Annotated in this window: 20 protein-coding genes; 10 read left to right on the forward strand and 10 right to left on the reverse strand. The window is 60.3% G+C overall.

The window, feature by feature from the left end; genetic code table 11:
* Nucleotides 1-3: 3 nt before the first annotated feature.
* Entirely contained in the window at nucleotides 4-1,443 is a 1,440-nt protein-coding gene (locus tag AT959_RS04830) for a S41 family peptidase (RefSeq protein ID WP_066881720.1), read from the reverse strand.
* The gene (locus AT959_RS04835) at nucleotides 1,440-2,798 is read right to left on the reverse strand and encodes a murein hydrolase activator EnvC family protein (RefSeq protein WP_066881168.1); all 1,359 of its coding nucleotides are present in this window, start codon (nucleotides 2,796-2,798) and stop codon (nucleotides 1,440-1,442) included. Before AT959_RS04835 ends, AT959_RS04830 begins: the two co-directional genes overlap by 4 nt.
* Before the next feature lie 243 nt (nucleotides 2,799-3,041).
* Between AT959_RS04835 and AT959_RS04840 the strand changes: the two genes are divergently transcribed.
* From AT959_RS04840 to AT959_RS04865, 6 genes are read left to right on the forward strand one after another with little or no spacing between them, the layout of a single operon-like run.
* Complete coding sequence (locus AT959_RS04840) at nucleotides 3,042-3,311, forward strand: ArsR/SmtB family transcription factor (RefSeq protein ID WP_066881722.1); 270 nt, start codon at nucleotides 3,042-3,044, stop codon at nucleotides 3,309-3,311.
* A gap of 3 nt (nucleotides 3,312-3,314) precedes the next feature.
* Nucleotides 3,315-3,740, forward strand: coding sequence for a rhodanese-like domain-containing protein (locus AT959_RS04845; RefSeq protein ID WP_205629831.1), 426 nt, complete (start codon nucleotides 3,315-3,317; stop codon nucleotides 3,738-3,740).
* Nucleotides 3,737-4,000, forward strand: a complete 264-nt coding sequence (grxC, locus tag AT959_RS04850; protein ID WP_066881170.1) for a glutaredoxin 3 — start codon at nucleotides 3,737-3,739, stop codon at nucleotides 3,998-4,000. The genes AT959_RS04845 and grxC overlap by 4 nt, the downstream gene beginning before the upstream one ends.
* 28 nt (nucleotides 4,001-4,028) lie before the next feature.
* Nucleotides 4,029-4,487 (forward strand): protein-export chaperone SecB, encoded by a 459-nt coding sequence (gene secB, locus AT959_RS04855; RefSeq protein ID WP_066881726.1) that lies wholly within the window; start codon nucleotides 4,029-4,031, stop codon nucleotides 4,485-4,487.
* A gap of 3 nt (nucleotides 4,488-4,490) precedes the next feature.
* Nucleotides 4,491-4,937 (forward strand): SH3 domain-containing protein, encoded by a 447-nt coding sequence (locus AT959_RS04860; protein WP_066881173.1) that lies wholly within the window; start codon nucleotides 4,491-4,493, stop codon nucleotides 4,935-4,937.
* Nucleotides 4,934-5,923, forward strand: coding sequence for an NAD(P)H-dependent glycerol-3-phosphate dehydrogenase (locus tag AT959_RS04865; RefSeq protein WP_066881177.1), 990 nt, complete (start codon nucleotides 4,934-4,936; stop codon nucleotides 5,921-5,923). Before AT959_RS04860 ends, AT959_RS04865 begins: the two co-directional genes overlap by 4 nt.
* On the opposite strand, the gene AT959_RS04870 is transcribed toward AT959_RS04865, so the two are convergent.
* Together AT959_RS04870 and AT959_RS04875 are read right to left on the reverse strand one after the other, a co-directional pair.
* On the reverse strand, nucleotides 5,920-6,384 hold the full coding sequence (locus AT959_RS04870) for a tRNA (cytidine(34)-2'-O)-methyltransferase (protein ID WP_066881179.1): 465 nt from the start codon (nucleotides 6,382-6,384) through the stop codon (nucleotides 5,920-5,922). The two genes, AT959_RS04865 and AT959_RS04870, sit on opposite strands and share 4 nt — an antisense overlap.
* 52 nt (nucleotides 6,385-6,436) lie before the next feature.
* Nucleotides 6,437-7,153 (reverse strand): ComF family protein, encoded by a 717-nt coding sequence (locus tag AT959_RS04875; RefSeq protein WP_066881181.1) that lies wholly within the window; start codon nucleotides 7,151-7,153, stop codon nucleotides 6,437-6,439.
* 85 nt (nucleotides 7,154-7,238) lie between these two features.
* On the opposite strand from AT959_RS04875, the gene bioB reads away from it, so the two are divergent.
* Entirely contained in the window at nucleotides 7,239-8,222 is a 984-nt protein-coding gene (gene bioB / locus AT959_RS04880; RefSeq protein WP_066881183.1) for a biotin synthase BioB, read from the forward strand.
* Complete coding sequence (locus tag AT959_RS04885; RefSeq protein WP_066881185.1) at nucleotides 8,219-9,097, forward strand: methyltransferase domain-containing protein; 879 nt, start codon at nucleotides 8,219-8,221, stop codon at nucleotides 9,095-9,097. Before bioB ends, AT959_RS04885 begins: the two co-directional genes overlap by 4 nt.
* Here the strand turns inward: AT959_RS04885 and AT959_RS04890 are convergent, their stop codons facing one another.
* From AT959_RS04890 to AT959_RS04910, 5 genes are all read right to left on the reverse strand, one after another.
* Entirely contained in the window at nucleotides 9,098-9,763 is a 666-nt protein-coding gene (locus tag AT959_RS04890) for a protein-methionine-sulfoxide reductase heme-binding subunit MsrQ (RefSeq protein WP_066881187.1), read from the reverse strand.
* 3 nt (nucleotides 9,764-9,766) lie between these two features.
* Nucleotides 9,767-10,708, reverse strand: a complete 942-nt coding sequence (msrP, locus tag AT959_RS04895; RefSeq protein ID WP_066881189.1) for a protein-methionine-sulfoxide reductase catalytic subunit MsrP — start codon at nucleotides 10,706-10,708, stop codon at nucleotides 9,767-9,769.
* A 106-nt stretch (nucleotides 10,709-10,814) separates the two neighbouring features.
* Nucleotides 10,815-11,669, reverse strand: coding sequence for an HDOD domain-containing protein (locus AT959_RS04900; RefSeq protein ID WP_066881191.1), 855 nt, complete (start codon nucleotides 11,667-11,669; stop codon nucleotides 10,815-10,817).
* Nucleotides 11,659-12,090: a CBS domain-containing protein gene (locus AT959_RS04905; protein WP_066881194.1), complete on the reverse strand. Its 432-nt coding sequence runs from the start codon at nucleotides 12,088-12,090 to the stop codon at nucleotides 11,659-11,661. Before AT959_RS04905 ends, AT959_RS04900 begins: the two co-directional genes overlap by 11 nt.
* 128 nt (nucleotides 12,091-12,218) lie before the next feature.
* On the reverse strand, nucleotides 12,219-12,854 hold the full coding sequence (locus tag AT959_RS04910; protein WP_083518213.1) for a c-type cytochrome: 636 nt from the start codon (nucleotides 12,852-12,854) through the stop codon (nucleotides 12,219-12,221).
* Between the two features lie 109 nt (nucleotides 12,855-12,963).
* Between AT959_RS04910 and yihA the strand changes: the two genes are divergently transcribed.
* Both yihA and hemB read left to right on the forward strand, forming a co-directional pair.
* Nucleotides 12,964-13,626 carry a ribosome biogenesis GTP-binding protein YihA/YsxC gene (gene yihA, locus AT959_RS04915; protein WP_066881198.1) on the forward strand — a complete coding sequence of 221 codons (663 nt, stop codon included), beginning with the start codon at nucleotides 12,964-12,966 and terminating at the stop codon, nucleotides 13,624-13,626.
* Nucleotides 13,627-13,758: 132 nt separating this feature from the next.
* The gene (hemB, locus tag AT959_RS04920; RefSeq protein ID WP_066881200.1) at nucleotides 13,759-14,760 is read left to right on the forward strand and encodes a porphobilinogen synthase; all 1,002 of its coding nucleotides are present in this window, start codon (nucleotides 13,759-13,761) and stop codon (nucleotides 14,758-14,760) included.
* Between the two features lie 48 nt (nucleotides 14,761-14,808).
* Here hemB and slmA read toward each other — a convergent pair whose 3' ends face one another.
* Nucleotides 14,809-15,420 carry a nucleoid occlusion factor SlmA gene (slmA, locus tag AT959_RS04925; RefSeq protein WP_066881202.1) on the reverse strand — a complete coding sequence of 204 codons (612 nt, stop codon included), beginning with the start codon at nucleotides 15,418-15,420 and terminating at the stop codon, nucleotides 14,809-14,811.
* Nucleotides 15,421-15,435 lie beyond the last annotated feature (15 nt).

Raw genomic sequence — 15,435 nt, forward strand, 5'->3', positions numbered from 1 at the left:
GCACTAGTCCTTTGCTTTGCCCTGCATGATCTGCAAGCCCTTGAGCAGATTCAGCGCTTGCTGGAACTGGTAGTCGCCCTTGCTTGCATATTCCATGCGTGCCGGCACTTCATCCTCGGCGTCGTCCTTGCTGCCCTTGTCCTTGCCGGACTTGCTCTGCGGCTTCGCCTGCGGTTTGGCTTCCGGCTTGCTTTCGGGTTTGGCCGCGTCCTTACCGGCTTCCTTCTCGCGGTCATTGATCAGGTGACGATCAAGGTCCGCTTCGCGGATACGCATGCCGCCAGCGCTGCCGTTTGCCGTTTCTTCGACGATGATGTCGGGGACGATCCCCTTGGCCTGAATCGAGCGGCCATCCGGCGTGTAGTAACGGGCCGTGGTCAGTTTGATGGCCGTGTTGCCGGGAAGGGGCAGGACGGACTGCACCGAGCCCTTGCCGAAGGTTTGCGTACCGACAATGATGGCTCGCTTGTGGTCCTGCAGGGCGCCGGCGACAATTTCTGAGGCCGAGGCCGAACCGCCATTGACCAGCACGACCATCGGCACCTTCTTGATGTCGATCGGCATGCTCTTCAGGGGGTCTTCCTTGGAGCCGCGCAGGTAATCCTGGGCGCGTGCCTTGAATTCCTGCTTGGCATCCTCGGTACGACCGTCGGTCGAAACGACCTTGACATCCGGCGGCAGGAAGGCCGCCGAGACGCCGATGGCGCCGTTGAGCAGGCCGCCCGGGTCGTTGCGCAGATCGAGGACCAGGCCTTGCAGCTTGTTGCCGTCCTTGTACAGGCCGCTGACCGCCTTGGCCAGTTCGCCAATGGTGTTTTCCTGGAACTGGGTGATGCGCACCCAGCCGTAGCCGGGTTCGACCAGCTTGGACTTGACGCTCTGGACCTTGATCACTTCACGAACCAGCGTGATTTCGATCGGCTTGCTTTCACCCTTGCGGATGATGGAAATCTTGATCGGCGTCTTCGGCTTGCCGCGCATTTTCTTGACGGCGTCGCTCAGGGTCAGACCTTTGACCGGCGTGTCGTCGAGCTTGAAAATGAGATCGCCGGCCTTGACGCCGGCACGGTAGGCCGGGGTGTCTTCGATCGGTGAAACGACCTTGACCAGACCGTCTTCCATGCCGACTTCGATGCCGAGGCCGCCAAACTCACCCTGGGTGCCAACCTGCAGATCCTTGAAGGCATCGGCGTCGAGGTAGGCGGAATGCGGGTCGAGATTGGACAGCATGCCGGAAATGGCATTGGTGATCATCTTCTTGTCTTCGACCGGTTCGACGTAACCCTGCTTGATGGCGCTGTAGACCTCGGCAAAGGTACGCAACTCGTCGATCGGCAAGCCGGGTTTCACTTCCTTGTCGGCCAGGGCCGGGATGTGCAGGCTGATAAGGGCGCCGGCGACAAAGCCGCCTAATGCCAAACTGATGGTTTTCGCTTTGCTCATTTCAAACTGGCCCATTTCATCGGGTCGATCGGTTGCCCTTGGTGGCGGAGTTCAAAGTATAAACCGGAATCCGGGTTGCCCCCGCTGTTGCCGACAGTGGCTACCGTTTCCCCGCCTTTGACGGCTTGCCCGACGTGCTTGAGCAGCGAGTCGTTGTTGCCGTAGATCGAGAGATAGGCATTGCCGTGGTCGACGATCAGCAGATTGCCAAAACCGCGCATCCATTCGGAAAAAACGACCCTGCCACCGGCGATGGCCTTGACTTCGCTGCCGCTGCCGGCCTTGATGAAGAGTCCGCGCCAGGTGCCGCCGCCTTCACGCGGCGTGCCGAAACGCCCCGAAACTACGCCCCGTACTGGCAGACGCAGGTTGCCTTGCTGGCGAGCAAAGCTGCCGTCGCTGGCGACAGGCTCGTAGCGGTTCTCGGCTTCGACTGTTTTGGGGCGACTGGCTTCGGCAACCGGCGCCGGGCGGTTCGGCTCCTTCTCTTCCGGCTGCGGCCGCGGTTTCGCTTTCTGTTTGGCCGCTTCGGCCAGGCGGGCGGCTTCCGCGGCCTTGGCTGCTTCTGCCGCGCGCGCCGCCTGGGCGGCTTGGGCGGCAAGAATTTTCGACAGGCGGTCGATGAGCTGGGTCAGTCGTTTCTCGTTTTGTTGCAGGTTGCCGATTTCCTTGCGCTGGCTATTCACCTTGTCGGAAATCTGGGCGTAGAGCGCTTTCCGCTCGGCCCGCTGCTTCTCCAGTTCGGCATGGCGCTGTTGTTGCCGGGTCTCGACATCCTGTAGTTCTTCGGCACGCTCCTTGGCATTGGCGGCCAGTGCTTTCTTTCGGTCCAGCGTAGCGTTGATCTCGCCCATCAGTTCGGCCCGGGTCAGGGCGATGGCCGACAGGTAATGCAGGTCGCGCGCCATCTGGTTAGGGTCGTTGCCGTTCAGCAGGAGTTGCAGCGAATCCGGCGTGCCGCGCAGGTATTGCTTGTAGAGCAGCTTTTCCAACTGTGCTTGCTGCTGAGCAAGTGTGCTGCTCAGTTCGTGTGACTGGAACTCCAGATCTTTCAGCTTTTTTTGCAGTTGACCGCGCTGCTCGGTAAGTTCAAGCAGTTCGCGCTGCAAGCGGGAGATTTGGCGTTCCGATTCGCGCAAGCGGTCTGCCGCGTCGGCCTTGTTTTCCTCGCTGGCATTCAGTTCCTTGCGCAAGCCTTCGATGCGACCACGGAGTTCGCCGAGGTCGGCCTGTTTTTCGGCAATTTCAGGCGTTGCGTTGGCGGGCTTGGCCGAGCTTGCCGGTGGCTTGGCTGCACTGGCCAGGGGCGAGGCAAAAGCTGCGGCAAGCAGCAAGGCGAGCGCAGGAGTCTGCATCGACCGGAGATTTTTTGGGGAGGGGGTTCGCAAGAGCTTGTGCTGCCGTTCTGGTCGCCTGGGCTCGTTAGTTTGGTTGGAGTCCGCAGTGCTTTTTTGTCGGCGTACGATTACGGATTGATGTTAATTAAGGTCGGTGAAATGCAAATCGTTATTTTATAATGATCCATTAACCGATAACGGGGTTTTATTATCTTGGAAAAGCCTTCCTTCAACCTGATCGAGAAGCAGGAACACATCGAGATGGCCGCCCGCGCGCTCAAGGCCATCGCGCATCCGCTGCGCCTCAAGATTCTTTGTGTGCTTGGTGATCAGGAGGCATGTGTGCAGGAGATCGTCGATGCGGTCGGTACCTCGCAGAGCAATATTTCCCAGCATCTGGCCATCTTGCGCGAGAAGGGCGTGTTGCTGACGCGCAAGGATGCCAATCGTGTGTTTTATCGGGTGGGTGATCAACGTACGCTGCAGCTGGTCGGCATGATGCGTGAAGTTTTTTGTGGTGTGGAGAGTTAAGTAATGCCGATGGAGTTTATCAATCAGAATATCCTGCTGATTTCGATTGTCGTGATCAGTGGTCTTGGCCTGCTTTGGCCGATGTTTGCGCGGTCGGGCAAGAACGAGGTCAATCCGGCCGAGGCGACCCAACTGATCAATCGCGAAGATGCTCATATCGTCGACGTGCGTGAAGCGGATGAGTTCGCGGCCGGGCATTTGCCGGAAGCCCGTAATATTCCGCTTGCCAAGTTGGCCGACCGGGTCAGTGAAATCGAGAAGTTCAAGGACAAGCCGCTGATCGTTTGCTGTGCGGCCGGCATGCGTTCGGCCAAGGGCTGCGGCGAACTGGGCAAACTCGGCTTCAGCCGTGTTTACAGCCTGGCCGGCGGAGTCGATGCCTGGGTCGGCGCTGGTTATCCGGTCAAGAAGGGAACACGCAACAAATGAGCGCTCGTGTCCTGATGTATACGACGGCAGTTTGCCCTTATTGCATTCGGGCCAAACAGTTGCTGAGCAATCGTGGCGTGACCGAGATCGAGGAAGTGCGTGTCGATCTCGATCCGGAGCGGCGTGATGAAATGATGCAGAAAACCAAGCGGCGTACCGTACCGCAGATCTTCATCGGCGAAACCCATGTCGGGGGCTGTGATGATCTTTATGCGCTTGATGCGGCGGGCGAACTGAAGCCCCTGCTTGAAGCTGCCTGAAAACCGATTAATTCACTGAAAGATGACCATGGAACAAAATCAGCAACCCGTTTTTGCCATCGAAAAACTCTACGTCAAGGATCTCTCGGTCGAAGTGCCGAATGCGCCGGAAATCTTCCTTGAGCGTGAAGCCCCGCAGGTCGAAATTCAGCTGAATACCGGCGCCCGTGGCGTTGGCGAAGGCGTCTTCGAAGTTGTCCTGACGGTGACCGTGACGGCCAAGTTCGCCGAGAAGACGGTTTTCCTGGTCGAAGTCGGTCAGGCCGGCATTTTCCGCATCATGAACGTGCCGGATGAACAGATCGAGCCGCTGGTTGCCGTTGCCTGCCCGAACATTCTGTTCCCGTATGCCCGCGAGGCGGTTTCCGACGCAGTGACCCGGGCCGGTTTCCAGGCCATCGTGCTGCAGCCGGTCAATTTCGAAGCCATGTACATGCAGCGCATGCAGGAACAGGCTTCGGAGCCGACCGAAGTCACCATTCAGTAAATCATGCAGATCCGGCGCCGGACCATCGCAGCCCTGGCGTTGCTCTGCCTTGGCGGAGCAGCGCAGGCCATTGACTACCGTTCGGTCGACGTGCCGGCGGCAGTACTCTATGACGCCCCCTCGCAGAAGGGCAAAAAACTCTATCTGATCAAGGCGCAGACGCCGGTCGAGGTGGTGGTGCGTCTGGAGGGCTGGTGCAAGGTCCGCGATGCCGAGGGAACGCTGGCCTGGATCGAGGCCCGCAACCTCGGCGAACGCCGGATGCTGGTGGTGACCGCGGCCAAGGCGGAAATCCGCCAGTCCGACAAGATCGAGGCGCCGCTGGTTGTAGAAATCGACAAGGGCGTCGGTCTGGAGTTCATCGAGCCGGCTTCGCCCGGTTGGGCCAAGGTGCGCCACCGCGACGGGGCGACCGGCTACGTTCGTTCATTGCAGGTCTGGGGTTTATGAAGATTACCTTGCTCGGCGCTGGCGCCTGGGGAACGGCGCTGTCCATCGCCTTTGCCGGTAAGCATCAGGTCACCTTGTGGTCGCGGGAAGAGGATGTTGCGGTCGACCTGCGCGAAACGCGGGAAAATCATCGTTTCTTCCCGGGTTACCGGCTGCCGGAAGCGGTGCAGGTGTCGATCGATTTCGCTGCCGCCGTGGCCGAGGCCGAGTTGCTGGTGGTGGCGACGCCGATTGCCGGCCTGCGTCCGACGGTCGAACGCTTGCAGGCGCTGGGCTGTACCTTGCCGATCTTGTGGGTGTGCAAGGGTTTCGAGGCCGGTAGTGGCAAATTGCCGCACCAGGTCGTCACCGAGGTGCTGGGTCCGCAGGCCATTTGCGGTGCGCTGTCGGGTCCCAGTTTTGCCGAGGAAGTGGCAGCCGGGCAGCCGACCGCGGTCGCGCTGGCGGCCAATGATCCGGCCTTCGCCCGGGAAGCAGCCCGCCAGTTGCATACGACGCGTCTGCGTATCTACGCCAATGATGATCTGGTCGGTGTCGAGGTGGGTGGGGCGATCAAGAATGTACTGGCCATTGCGACCGGCACCTGCGATGGTTTGGGGCTCGGCCTGAACTCGCGTGCCGCGCTGATGACGCGGGGCCTGGCGGAAATCGCCCGGCTTGGTTTGGCCCTCGGCGCGCAGCGCGAAACCTTCATGGGTCTGGCCGGCATGGGGGATCTGATTTTGACCTGTACCGGCGATCTGTCGCGTAACCGGCGCGTGGGTCTGGCGTTGGCCGAAAACAAGTCTTTGCCGCAAATTCTCGAAGAGCTGGGTCATGTCGCCGAAGGCGTTTACACGGCCCGTGAGGTCGATCAACTGGCCCGCAAGCTCGGCGTTGATATGCCGATCAGTGCCGCCGTGGCAGCGGTGCTCGACGGTCGCCTGAGCGCCGCGCAGGCGGTCGAGCAGTTGATGGCGCGCGACCCGAAGGAAGAACTGGCCTAGACTGAGCCAGTGAAGCCGGCCTGGCGCCAGGCTTCGAAGACCGCGACGGCCGCAGCGTTGGAGAGATTCAGGCTGCGCTGGCCGGCCTGCATCGGCAGGCGCAGGCGATGCTCTGCCGGAAACTCGGCAAATATTTCCGGCGGTAGACCGCTGGTTTCGCGGCCAAAGACAAATACATCGTTTTCCTGCAGCGCGGTCGTGTACGGGCTGGCCTGACCCTTGGTGGTCATCGCGAACAGCCGGCGACCAACCAGGACGGCCTTGCAGGCCGCCCAGTCGGCGTGACGAACGACCCGGGCATACTCGTGGTAATCGAGGCCGGCACGGCGCAGCGATTTGTCGGTGATATCGAAGCCGAGCGGTTCGACGAGATGCAGTTCGGCGCCGGTGTTGGCGCAGAGTCGAATGATGTTGCCCGTGTTGGGTGGAATTTCCGGCTGATAGAGAACGACGGCGAACACGTTTCAGGCTTCCGTGAGTGGCAAGGTTGCGGATTAGAACATGCTTTTCCGGCTAGTGTTTAAGGGCGCGCGCAGCGACGACGACGCAAACCGTGCTGGCGCCATGCAGCTTCAAGACCCGGGCGCACTCGTTCAGGGTGGCGCCGGTGGTCATTACGTCATCGACCAGCAGGATACGGCGGCCGCTGAAGTCGCCGCGACATTCAAAGGCGCCGCGCACGTTTTTGTGCCGTTCCTTGAGCGGCAATTCGGCCTGCGGTGGTGTGGCGCGGGTGCGTAACAGAGTGCTGCGGTCGACCGGTAATTTGAGGAATTTTCCAAGGCGGCCAGCAATTTCGGCCGACTGGTTGAAGCCGCGTTCACGCAGGCGCGCGTAGTGCAGCGGTAGCGGGATGATCAGATCAACCTCGGCAGTGGTCAGGGGGGCCAGCATTTGCCCGGCGAGCCAGTCGGCGACGGCCAACTGGTGGCCGTACTTGAGGGCGTGAATGATGCGGTCGACCGGAAAATCGTAGCGGAAACGAGCGCTGGTCCGATCGAAATGCGGAGCCTCCTTCAAGCAGGCGCCGCAGCGTTCGCCGTGCGTGGTCTGTTCGTTGCAGAGCGGGCAGAGGGCGCCGGGCAGCGCCGGCAAATCAGCCTCGCAGGCAGCACAGATCAGGCTTGGCGCACTATCGCCGCTACACAGCAGGCAACTGCCGGGCAGGGCGCCGGCGAGGAGTCGCCGACCGAACCGCCGGAAGAGATTGGCCTGGGGTAAAATTGACATCTGTCAGCAGTGTCCTCGATAATTCATAATTATCGATACGCTTCGTATCTGATTTTTATCGTATTTTTCAAGCAAGGCCATCTCCATGCAAGCAAGCACTCTCGCCGCCGTTTCTTCCAATCCGCAGTCTGCAACCGCTCCGCGCTGGACGGTTGCCGAGGTGCTCGAATTGTACGAATTGCCGTTGATGGATCTGATCTGGCGGGCGCAAGGCGTGCACCGCGCCAATTTCGATCCGAATGCCATTCAACGCTCGACGCTGCTCTCGGTCAAGACCGGCGGTTGCTCGGAAGATTGCAGCTACTGCTCACAGTCGGCCCGCTACGATACCGATACCCAGCGCGAACGTCTGATGCCGCTCGATGAGGTGGTTGCCGCCGCCAAGGCCGCCAAGGACAAGGGCGCTTCCCGGTTCTGCATGGGCGCTGCCTGGAAGGGGCCGAAAGACAACGATCTCGACCGCGTCCTCGACATGGTGCGCGAGGTCAAGGCGCTCGGCATGCAGACCTGCGTCACGCTCGGCATGCTCAAGGACGGTCAGGCTGAAAAGCTGAAGGATGCCGGTCTCGACTACTACAACCACAACCTCGACACCGACAAGGAATTCTACGGTCAGGTGATCAAGAGCCATACGCACGATGATCGTCTCGATACGCTGGATCAGGTGCGCGATGCCGGCATCAATGTCTGCTCGGGCGGCATCATCGGCATGGGCGAGTCGCGCAAGAACCGCGCCGCGCTGATCGTTCAGCTGGCCAACCTGCCGCAGCCGCCTGAATCAGTGCCGATCAACAATCTGGTGCCGATTCCCGGTACCCCACTGGCCGACAATCCGCGTCTCGACCCCTTCGAGTTCGTGCGCACGATTGCCGCGGCCCGCATCACCATGCCGAAATCCTGGGTGCGCCTGTCGGCCGGCCGTCAGGAAATGAGCGACGAACTGCAGGCACTGTGTTTCCTGGCTGGTGCCAATTCGATGTTCTACGGCGATCATCTGCTGACTACCGGCAATCCGGAAGTCGATCGCGATGACGCGCTGTTTGCCCGTCTCGGCGTCAAGGCAGTTTGAACGCTGGCTTTGTCGACCGGCAGCAAGTCGGTCGACGTTTCTCCAAGGCGGCCGCCAGCTATTCCGAAGGGGATTTCTTCGCTCGCGAAGTGGATCGTCGGATGCAGGAACGGCTCGACTACGTCAAGGTCGAGCCGAAGCGCATTCTCGACCTCGGCTGTAGCCGGGGGGCGAGTTTGGTCAGCCTGGCGGAACGTTATCCCGACGCACAACTGATCGGTCTGGATGTGGCGCCGGCCATGCTCAGTGCGGCTCGTCCGCAACGGGCCGCCTGGCAGCGCTGGCTGGGGCTGGGCAAGTCGGCCGAACCGGTACGCCTGGCCGCCGATGCCGCGAAATTGCCCCTGAAAACGAGGTCGACCGCAGTAATCTGGTCGAACCTGCTGCTGCACTGGCTGGACGACCCGCTGCCGGCCCTGGCGGAGGCGCATCGGGTGCTCGAAGTCGGCGGACTGCTCATGTTCTCGACCCTGGGGCCGGATTCGCTGCGTGAACTGCGCCTGGCCTTTGCTGATGGCTACGCCCACACCCAGCGCTTCATCGACATGCACGACCTGGGCGACATGCTGGTCGGCTGCGGCTTTGCCGATCCGGTGATGGACATGGAAGTCATCACGCTAACCTATGATGATCTCGATGCCGTGTTTGCCGACCTGCGGGCGGCCGGTTCGTCCTGTGCGATGAAGGCTCGGCGTCATGGCCTGACCGGCCGCAATTCATGGGCGGCGGCCCGTGCCGCTTACGAAGGCATGCGCCTGGATGGCAAGTTGCCTGCTACCTTCGAGGTAGTTTATGGTCATGCCTGGAAGGCCGAAGCCAAACAGACCGCGGACGGGCGCGCCATCGTTCGGCTCGATGGTCTGCGCAAGAAGTAACTATTCCGGTTTCTGCTTGAAAAACTTGAGCGGCTTGGCGGTCGGGAACTGCGGCACCGGAATTGCCTTGCGCCGCCATTCGCGGACTCGCCAGCCGAGCAGCAGGGCCAGCGCGGCCGAGTAAGCCAGGGGCCAGAGCAGGGCGGTGACCTTGACCAGCCAGAAGTAATGCACTGCCGCCAGCAGACTGATCAGGTAAATCGTACGATGCAGTTCCTGCCACTTGCGGCCGCCCAGTTTGCGGATCGCCCATTGGTTTGAGGTGGCGGCCAGCGGAATCAGCAGCACGAAAGCGGCAAAGCCCACCGTGACGAATGGCCGCTTCAGGACATCCCGGGCGATATCGCTGACAACAAAATCGTGATCGAAACCGATAAACGACAAAAAATGCAGGGTGGCGTAGAAGAAGCAAAACAAACCGAGCATCCGGCGCAGGCGGAGTAGCCAGTGCAGTTTCGTCAGGACGCGTAGCGGTGTGACGCAAAGAGTGAGCAGCAGCAGGTTGAAGGTCCAGGTGCCGGTCCAGCGTTGCACGAATTCGACCGGATTGGCCCCGAAGTCATTGGTGTAGGCAGCCCACAGCAGGCGGCCGAGCGGCAGTAGGCAAAGCAGGAAAAGGGCGCTCTTGATCAATTGCAGTTGTCGTTGGTCCGGTGCCGAAGCCATGGTTCAGAAATGCTTCCGTAAATCCATACCGCTGTACAGGTTGGCAACTTGCTCGCCATAGCCATTGAAGGGCAGGGTCTTGCGTTTGAAAAACTCGCCAAGGCGGCGTTCCTGGCTCTGGCTCCAGCGTTTATGCGGGACATCCGGATTAACGTTGGAATAGAAGCCGTATTCATCAGGCGCCGCCTTGATCCACGCCGTTTGTGGTTGCTTTTCGACAAAACGGATACGGACGATCGATTTCGCCCCCTTGAAACCGTACTTCCAGGGCACGATCAGTCGAATTGGTGCGCCATTTTGCTTGGGCATCACTTCGCCATACATGCCGACCGCGAACAGGGTCAGCGGGTGCATGGCTTCATCGAGGCGCAGCCCTTCGACATAGGGCCAGTCGAGCAGCGGCAGGCGAATGTAGGGCATCTGTTCGCGATCGGCCAGGCTCCAGAACTCGACAAATTTCGCGTTGCCGGTGATGTCGACTCGCTTGAGCAATTCGGCAAAAGGAAAGCCGATCCACGGCACAACGGCGCTCCAGCCTTCGACGCAACGCAAGCGATAAGTCCGTTCTTCGAGTGGCGCCCAGTTGAGGATGTCTTCGATGGCGAAGGTCCTGGCCTGCTTGACTTCGCCATCGATGGTGAGCGTCCACGGCCGGGTGCGCAGGCGGTGGGCATTTTTGGCCGGGCTGTCCTTGTCGGGGCCGAATTCGTAAAAATTTCCATAGCTGGTCATCGATTCGAAGCTGGTCGGCTTTTCATCGCTGGAAAATGGACCAGGCCGGGTTTTGCCCAGCTTTTCGCCAGTGCTTGCCGCAGTGGCCGGCAATGTTCCTGAGGCGCCTACTAGCAAGGCGCTGCCACCCAGAATCAGTTGGCGCCTTTTTTCAAAAAGTGCCTGCGGGGTGATTTCAGATGGCAGATGGTCAGCGGGGGGGCGTATCAGCATGTCAGTTCCTTGGCGGTTACATGCTCATTAGTCGCTGGCGGCAGCGAATTCCTTACACGCGTCGGGGAGCTTGGTGCGAGGTCAGACCGGCCGCTACACAGATGGTTCAGGCGGCGAGCGCCGAACGCAGTTCCTGAATGTCTTCCTCGGCCTCTTCCAGCAAGTCGGCGTAGCGTGCCTGGTCGGCATTGCGCGCTTCGATTTCTGCCGGGCTGAATTGCCCAGGTTGCCATTCCTGTGGGCCGCCCGCCAGCAATTTAGCAAAGTACAGTACGTCGCGCACGGTGCATGGCGTTTCGACGTTGCGTGTCTCGCCTTGATCGCGAACGGCGTCGGTAATGCTTTCCGGGAGTCCGAGGATGTGCAGCAGGCTTTCGCCGATGCTGGCCTCCCAGCCGTGTAGCAGAGCAAGCATGGCCGGCTTGTCAGTGCGGTATTCGGGGTACTCGGCGGCGCGGTAGAGCAGGTAAAAAACCCCGATGTTATGGACGAGGCCGGCCAGCATCGCTTCATCCGGATTGACCCGGCCGAGGCGACGGGCCAGGACGCGGGCGATGGCGGCCACCTGAATCGAGAATTCCCAAGCTTGGCGGGCGATTTCGTCGTAGCCCGCAAGGTTGCGAGACTTCAGCATCTGGTCCATGGCCACGGCCAGCGAGGTGGTGCGTACCGCCTCGAAGCCGAGGCGCCCGATGGCGCTGGACAATTCCTGGATGGCGACGCCTGACGGGTTATAGCTCACCGAGTTGGCCAGTCGCAGCAGCTTGCTTGAAATCAGGGGCTCGACGCCGATGGCTAGGGCAACACGGTCCAGGTTGACGTAAGGGTCTTTCAGCGTGTTCCTGACCATGATGGCCGCATCCATGCAGGTCGGAAAGTTGATATCCCCCGACAGGTCGCGGGCGATATCCTCAAGAATGCGGAAATGCAGTGTCGATTCCGCGCCCTTTTCAGCCGGCAATGTAGCGCTCCAATTGGGTAATCAGGAATTGCTGGGAACTGATGGTTTCCTTGACCAAGTCGCCGATCGAGATCATGCCGGCGATGCTGTTATCTTCATTGAGGACTGGGAGGTGGCGGAAGCGCTTCTCGGTCATCAGTGCCATGCACTCGTCGAGCGTGGCCGACGGCGTGACATAGGCGACGCGGTCGCTCATGATTTCGCGAACCAGGGTTTCCTTCGAGGATTTGCCGTGCAAAATGATCTTCCGGGCATAGTCCCGTTCCGAAAATATGCCGACCAGTTGTTCCCCGTCGAGCACGAGCAGGGCGCCGACGTCGTTCTGGGCCATCACGGACAGAGCATGAAAAACGGAGTCGGTTGGTGCGACAACGGCCAAGGGGCGGTGTTTGCCGGACAGCATTTGCTTCAGCGTTTTCATCGGAGTCTCCTCTTTTCGTGGGGCGTTTTCGTGGAATGAGTCTATCCCCGAGTGATCTTGCTGCCAAGCCTTTTACGGACAATAAAAAAGGCAGCCGTAGCTGCCTTTGTCATGGTGCGATTTAATGCTTAGCGCAAGCCGGCGGCAAACTCTGCAACTGCCTTAATTTCGGCATCAGACAGCTTGGCGGCGATCATGCGCATCATCTTTTCCGGATCGTTGGCGCGCTCTTCAAGACGGAATGCCTTCAGTTGAGCTTCGGTGTATTCCGGGAACTGGCCGGCCAGCTTCGGATACTGTGCCGGCAGACCGGCGCCGGCCGGGCCGTGGCAGCCGGCACAGGCGGGAACGCCCTTCTTGAAGTCACCCTGGCGCCACAGTTTCTGACCCAAGGCGATCTTGGTTTCGTCCTTGGCGGCGGCCGGCTTGGCTTTCTGGCTGGCGAACCAGGCGGCAACGTTCTTCATGTCGTCGTCGGACAGTGGGGCAGCCATGCCGCCCATGATCGGGTTGTTGCGGGCTGCCGGCTTGCCGTCGATCGACTTGAAGTTCTGCAGCTGCTTGTAGATATATTGTTCGACTTGGCCAGCCAGGTGTGGGTTGGCGGAGGCGGCGCTGTTGCCGTCGGCGCCATGGCAGGCGACACAGACGGTTTCTGCGATGATTTTGCCCTTGGCAGGATCAGCCTTGCCCTTGGCTTCTTCGGATGCATGAGCGATGAAACTGGTGGCAAGAAGAATTGCCATTGCCGCGGTGCGAATCATTATCGAGCTCCTTGTACGCGTTTGTGGGCGCTTTGGCCGGAACGGAAGGTTACAAACCTGCTATTCTATATCAGTTCCCCGCCCCCTTGGCGGGTCTTCCGAGTTTTTTATGCCTCTGTTCCAGCAGGCGGTTTTTCTTACAACCGTCGCCAATCTCCGTGATTTACCCCAGGATTCTGTCCGTGAAGTGGCCTTTGCCGGTCGCTCCAATGCCGGGAAATCTTCCGCCATCAATACCCTTGCCGGTCGTGTCCGGCTTGCCTATGTCAGCAAGACGCCGGGGCGAACCCAGCATTTGAATTATTTCACTTTGGCTGAAGGCAAGTATTTCGTCGACCTGCCGGGTTACGGCTATGCCAAGGCGCCGGAGGCGATCCGCTCGCAGTGGGAGGGCCTGATCGGGCCTTATCTGAGCAAGCGCGATCAGCTGGCCGGTCTGGTCGTCATCATGGATATCCGTCGTCCGATGACCGATCTTGATCTGAAATTGATCGACTGGTTCCGGCCGACCGGTCGGCCGATCCACATCCTGCTCTCCAAGGCCGACAAGTTGAGTCGCCAGGAGCAGACCAAGGCGCTGCGCTCGGTCAAGGCCGAGGTGGAAACCTGGGGGGATGCCGAGCTTTATTCCGTCCAGCTTTTCTCCAGCCTGAAAAAGACCGGAGTCGAGGATGCCGAGGCCGTGCTGGCTGGCTGGCTGGATATCGAAATCAAGAAGAAAGAAAACAAAGGGCCCCCGGATAAGGGGGGTCCGGGGGCCAAAATGCCTTAACGTGGTCAAGGCACCCGCTCAGGGAGGTGAAGCGGGAGATAGCGCGTGCCATCTGCAGACTCTGACGTGAGTCAATGCGAAAAGTTCCACGCTGTTTGAGAATTTCTTTTTCGAATTAATCGAGGTTGAAGCATGAGTGCTACCGGACGTTTTCCTGGAACCCGCATGCGCCGGATGCGGCGCGATGATTTTTCGCGTCGCCTGATGCGGGAGTCGGTGCTGACGGTCGACGACTTTATTTACCCTGTTTTCGTGCTCGAAGGCGAGGGGCGGGTCGAGAAGGTCTCTTCAATGCCGGGCGTCGAGCGCCAGTCGCTGGATGTGCTGCTGAAGACGGCGGAGCGGGCGGCCAAGCTGGGTATTCCGGCATTGGCCTTGTTCCCGGTGGTCGATGCCTCGCTGAAGTCGCTGGGGGCCGAAGAGGCTTTCAACGAGCATGGCTTGGTGCCGCGCGTGGTGCGGGCGCTGAAGCGGGAATTTCCGGAGTTGGGGGTGATTACCGATGGCGCCCTCGATCCCTACACGACACACGGTCAGGACGGCCTGATCGACGATACCGGCTATGTCCTCAATGACGAAACGGTGGATGTGCTGGTCAAGCAGGCGCTCTGTCATGCCGCGGCCGGCGTCGATGTGGTGGCGCCGTCCGACATGATGGACGGGCGGATCGGCAGCATTCGTGCCGGGCTGGATGGTGCCGGCTTTATCCACACGCGTATCCTGGCCTATTCGGCCAAGTACGCCTCGGCTTTCTACGGGCCTTTCCGCGATGCCGTCGGTTCCGCCGCCAATCTGGGCAAGAGCAACAAGTACTCCTACCAGATGGACCCGGCCAATAGCGATGAGGCGCTCAAGGAAGTGGCGCTCGATTTGCAAGAGGGGGCCGACATGGTGATGGTCAAGCCCGGCATGCCTTATCTGGACATCGTGCGTCGCGTCAAGGAAGAGTTCGGTGTGCCGACCTATGCCTACCAGGTCAGCGGCGAGTACGCGATGTTGAAAGCCGCCGCCCAGAATGGCTGGCTGAACGAAGAGGCATGCGTGCTGGAAAGCCTGCTGGCTTTCAAGCGGGCCGGGGCCGATGGCATCCTGACCTACTTCGCGCTCGATGCGGCGGAGTATCTGAAGCGCTAACCGGCTTGTTTTACAGCAAGAAGGGCGGCTGCAGCCGCCCTTTGCTTTTTAGTCGCTGCCGGGCGTGCCGGATTGCGACAGGCAGGCGAAGTAGAGCATCGGCCACTGTTGCGGCCATTGCGCCAAGGGCTCGCGGCTGAAGCCGCTGCGCGCGTATTGCTCCCAGCGGCCAACGGCGTAGCAGCGGAGCAGGTTGGCCAGGGCGCCGAAGTCAGCATCGTGCTTCAGATTTTCCTGGGTGGCGGCGATGCGCAGCGCCTGCTTGAGCGAGGCTTCGACCTTGTCGAGCAAGGCGTTGATCCGCAATTGCAGGCGTTCGTTCTCATTGACCAGCGTATCGCCGATCAGGACCCGGGTCATGCCGCGGTTTTTCTGGGCAAAGCGCAGCAATAGGGCGATGATTTGCTCGACCTGGTTCAGCCCCTGCTCTTCGTCGGTGGTGATCTGGTTGATGACGCTGAACAGGCTTTGTTCGATGAATTCGATCAGGCCGTCGTACATTTGCGCCTTGCTGGCGAAATGACGATAGAGGGCAGCTTCCGAGCATTCGAGTTTGGCCGCCAGGGCGGCGGTCGTGATTTTTTCCCCTTTTGGAGTCTCCAGCATCCCGGCCAGGGTTTGCAGAATCTGCAGGCGACGTTCGCCCGGTTTTGTCGCCATTGTTGCCCCCTTAGT

This window comes from Dechloromonas denitrificans (genome assembly GCF_001551835.1).
GTDB lineage: Bacteria > Pseudomonadota > Gammaproteobacteria > Burkholderiales > Rhodocyclaceae > Azonexus > Azonexus denitrificans.

What these genes read in the sequence shown, in the direction of transcription:
- AT959_RS04830 (WP_066881720.1), bottom strand. Translation starts at nt 1,443, where the DNA reads ATGAGCAAAGCGAAAACCATCAGTTTGGCATTAGGCGGCTTTGTCGCC.
- AT959_RS04835 (WP_066881168.1), bottom strand. Translation starts at nt 2,798, where the DNA reads ATGCAGACTCCTGCGCTCGCCTTGCTGCTTGCCGCAGCTTTTGCCTCG.
- AT959_RS04840 (WP_066881722.1), top strand. Translation starts at nt 3,042, where the DNA reads ATGGCCGCCCGCGCGCTCAAGGCCATCGCGCATCCGCTGCGCCTCAAG.
- AT959_RS04845 (WP_205629831.1), top strand. Translation starts at nt 3,315, where the DNA reads ATGCCGATGGAGTTTATCAATCAGAATATCCTGCTGATTTCGATTGTC.
- grxC (WP_066881170.1), top strand. Translation starts at nt 3,737, where the DNA reads ATGAGCGCTCGTGTCCTGATGTATACGACGGCAGTTTGCCCTTATTGC.
- secB (WP_066881726.1), top strand. Translation starts at nt 4,029, where the DNA reads ATGGAACAAAATCAGCAACCCGTTTTTGCCATCGAAAAACTCTACGTC.
- AT959_RS04860 (WP_066881173.1), top strand. Translation starts at nt 4,491, where the DNA reads ATGCAGATCCGGCGCCGGACCATCGCAGCCCTGGCGTTGCTCTGCCTT.
- AT959_RS04865 (WP_066881177.1), top strand. Translation starts at nt 4,934, where the DNA reads ATGAAGATTACCTTGCTCGGCGCTGGCGCCTGGGGAACGGCGCTGTCC.
- AT959_RS04875 (WP_066881181.1), bottom strand. Translation starts at nt 7,153, where the DNA reads ATGTCAATTTTACCCCAGGCCAATCTCTTCCGGCGGTTCGGTCGGCGA.
- bioB (WP_066881183.1), top strand. Translation starts at nt 7,239, where the DNA reads ATGCAAGCAAGCACTCTCGCCGCCGTTTCTTCCAATCCGCAGTCTGCA.
- AT959_RS04890 (WP_066881187.1), bottom strand. Translation starts at nt 9,763, where the DNA reads ATGGCTTCGGCACCGGACCAACGACAACTGCAATTGATCAAGAGCGCC.
- msrP (WP_066881189.1), bottom strand. Translation starts at nt 10,708, where the DNA reads ATGCTGATACGCCCCCCCGCTGACCATCTGCCATCTGAAATCACCCCG.
- AT959_RS04905 (WP_066881194.1), bottom strand. Translation starts at nt 12,090, where the DNA reads ATGAAAACGCTGAAGCAAATGCTGTCCGGCAAACACCGCCCCTTGGCC.
- AT959_RS04910 (WP_083518213.1), bottom strand. Translation starts at nt 12,854, where the DNA reads ATGATTCGCACCGCGGCAATGGCAATTCTTCTTGCCACCAGTTTCATC.
- yihA (WP_066881198.1), top strand. Translation starts at nt 12,964, where the DNA reads ATGCCTCTGTTCCAGCAGGCGGTTTTTCTTACAACCGTCGCCAATCTC.
- hemB (WP_066881200.1), top strand. Translation starts at nt 13,759, where the DNA reads ATGAGTGCTACCGGACGTTTTCCTGGAACCCGCATGCGCCGGATGCGG.
- slmA (WP_066881202.1), bottom strand. Translation starts at nt 15,420, where the DNA reads ATGGCGACAAAACCGGGCGAACGTCGCCTGCAGATTCTGCAAACCCTG.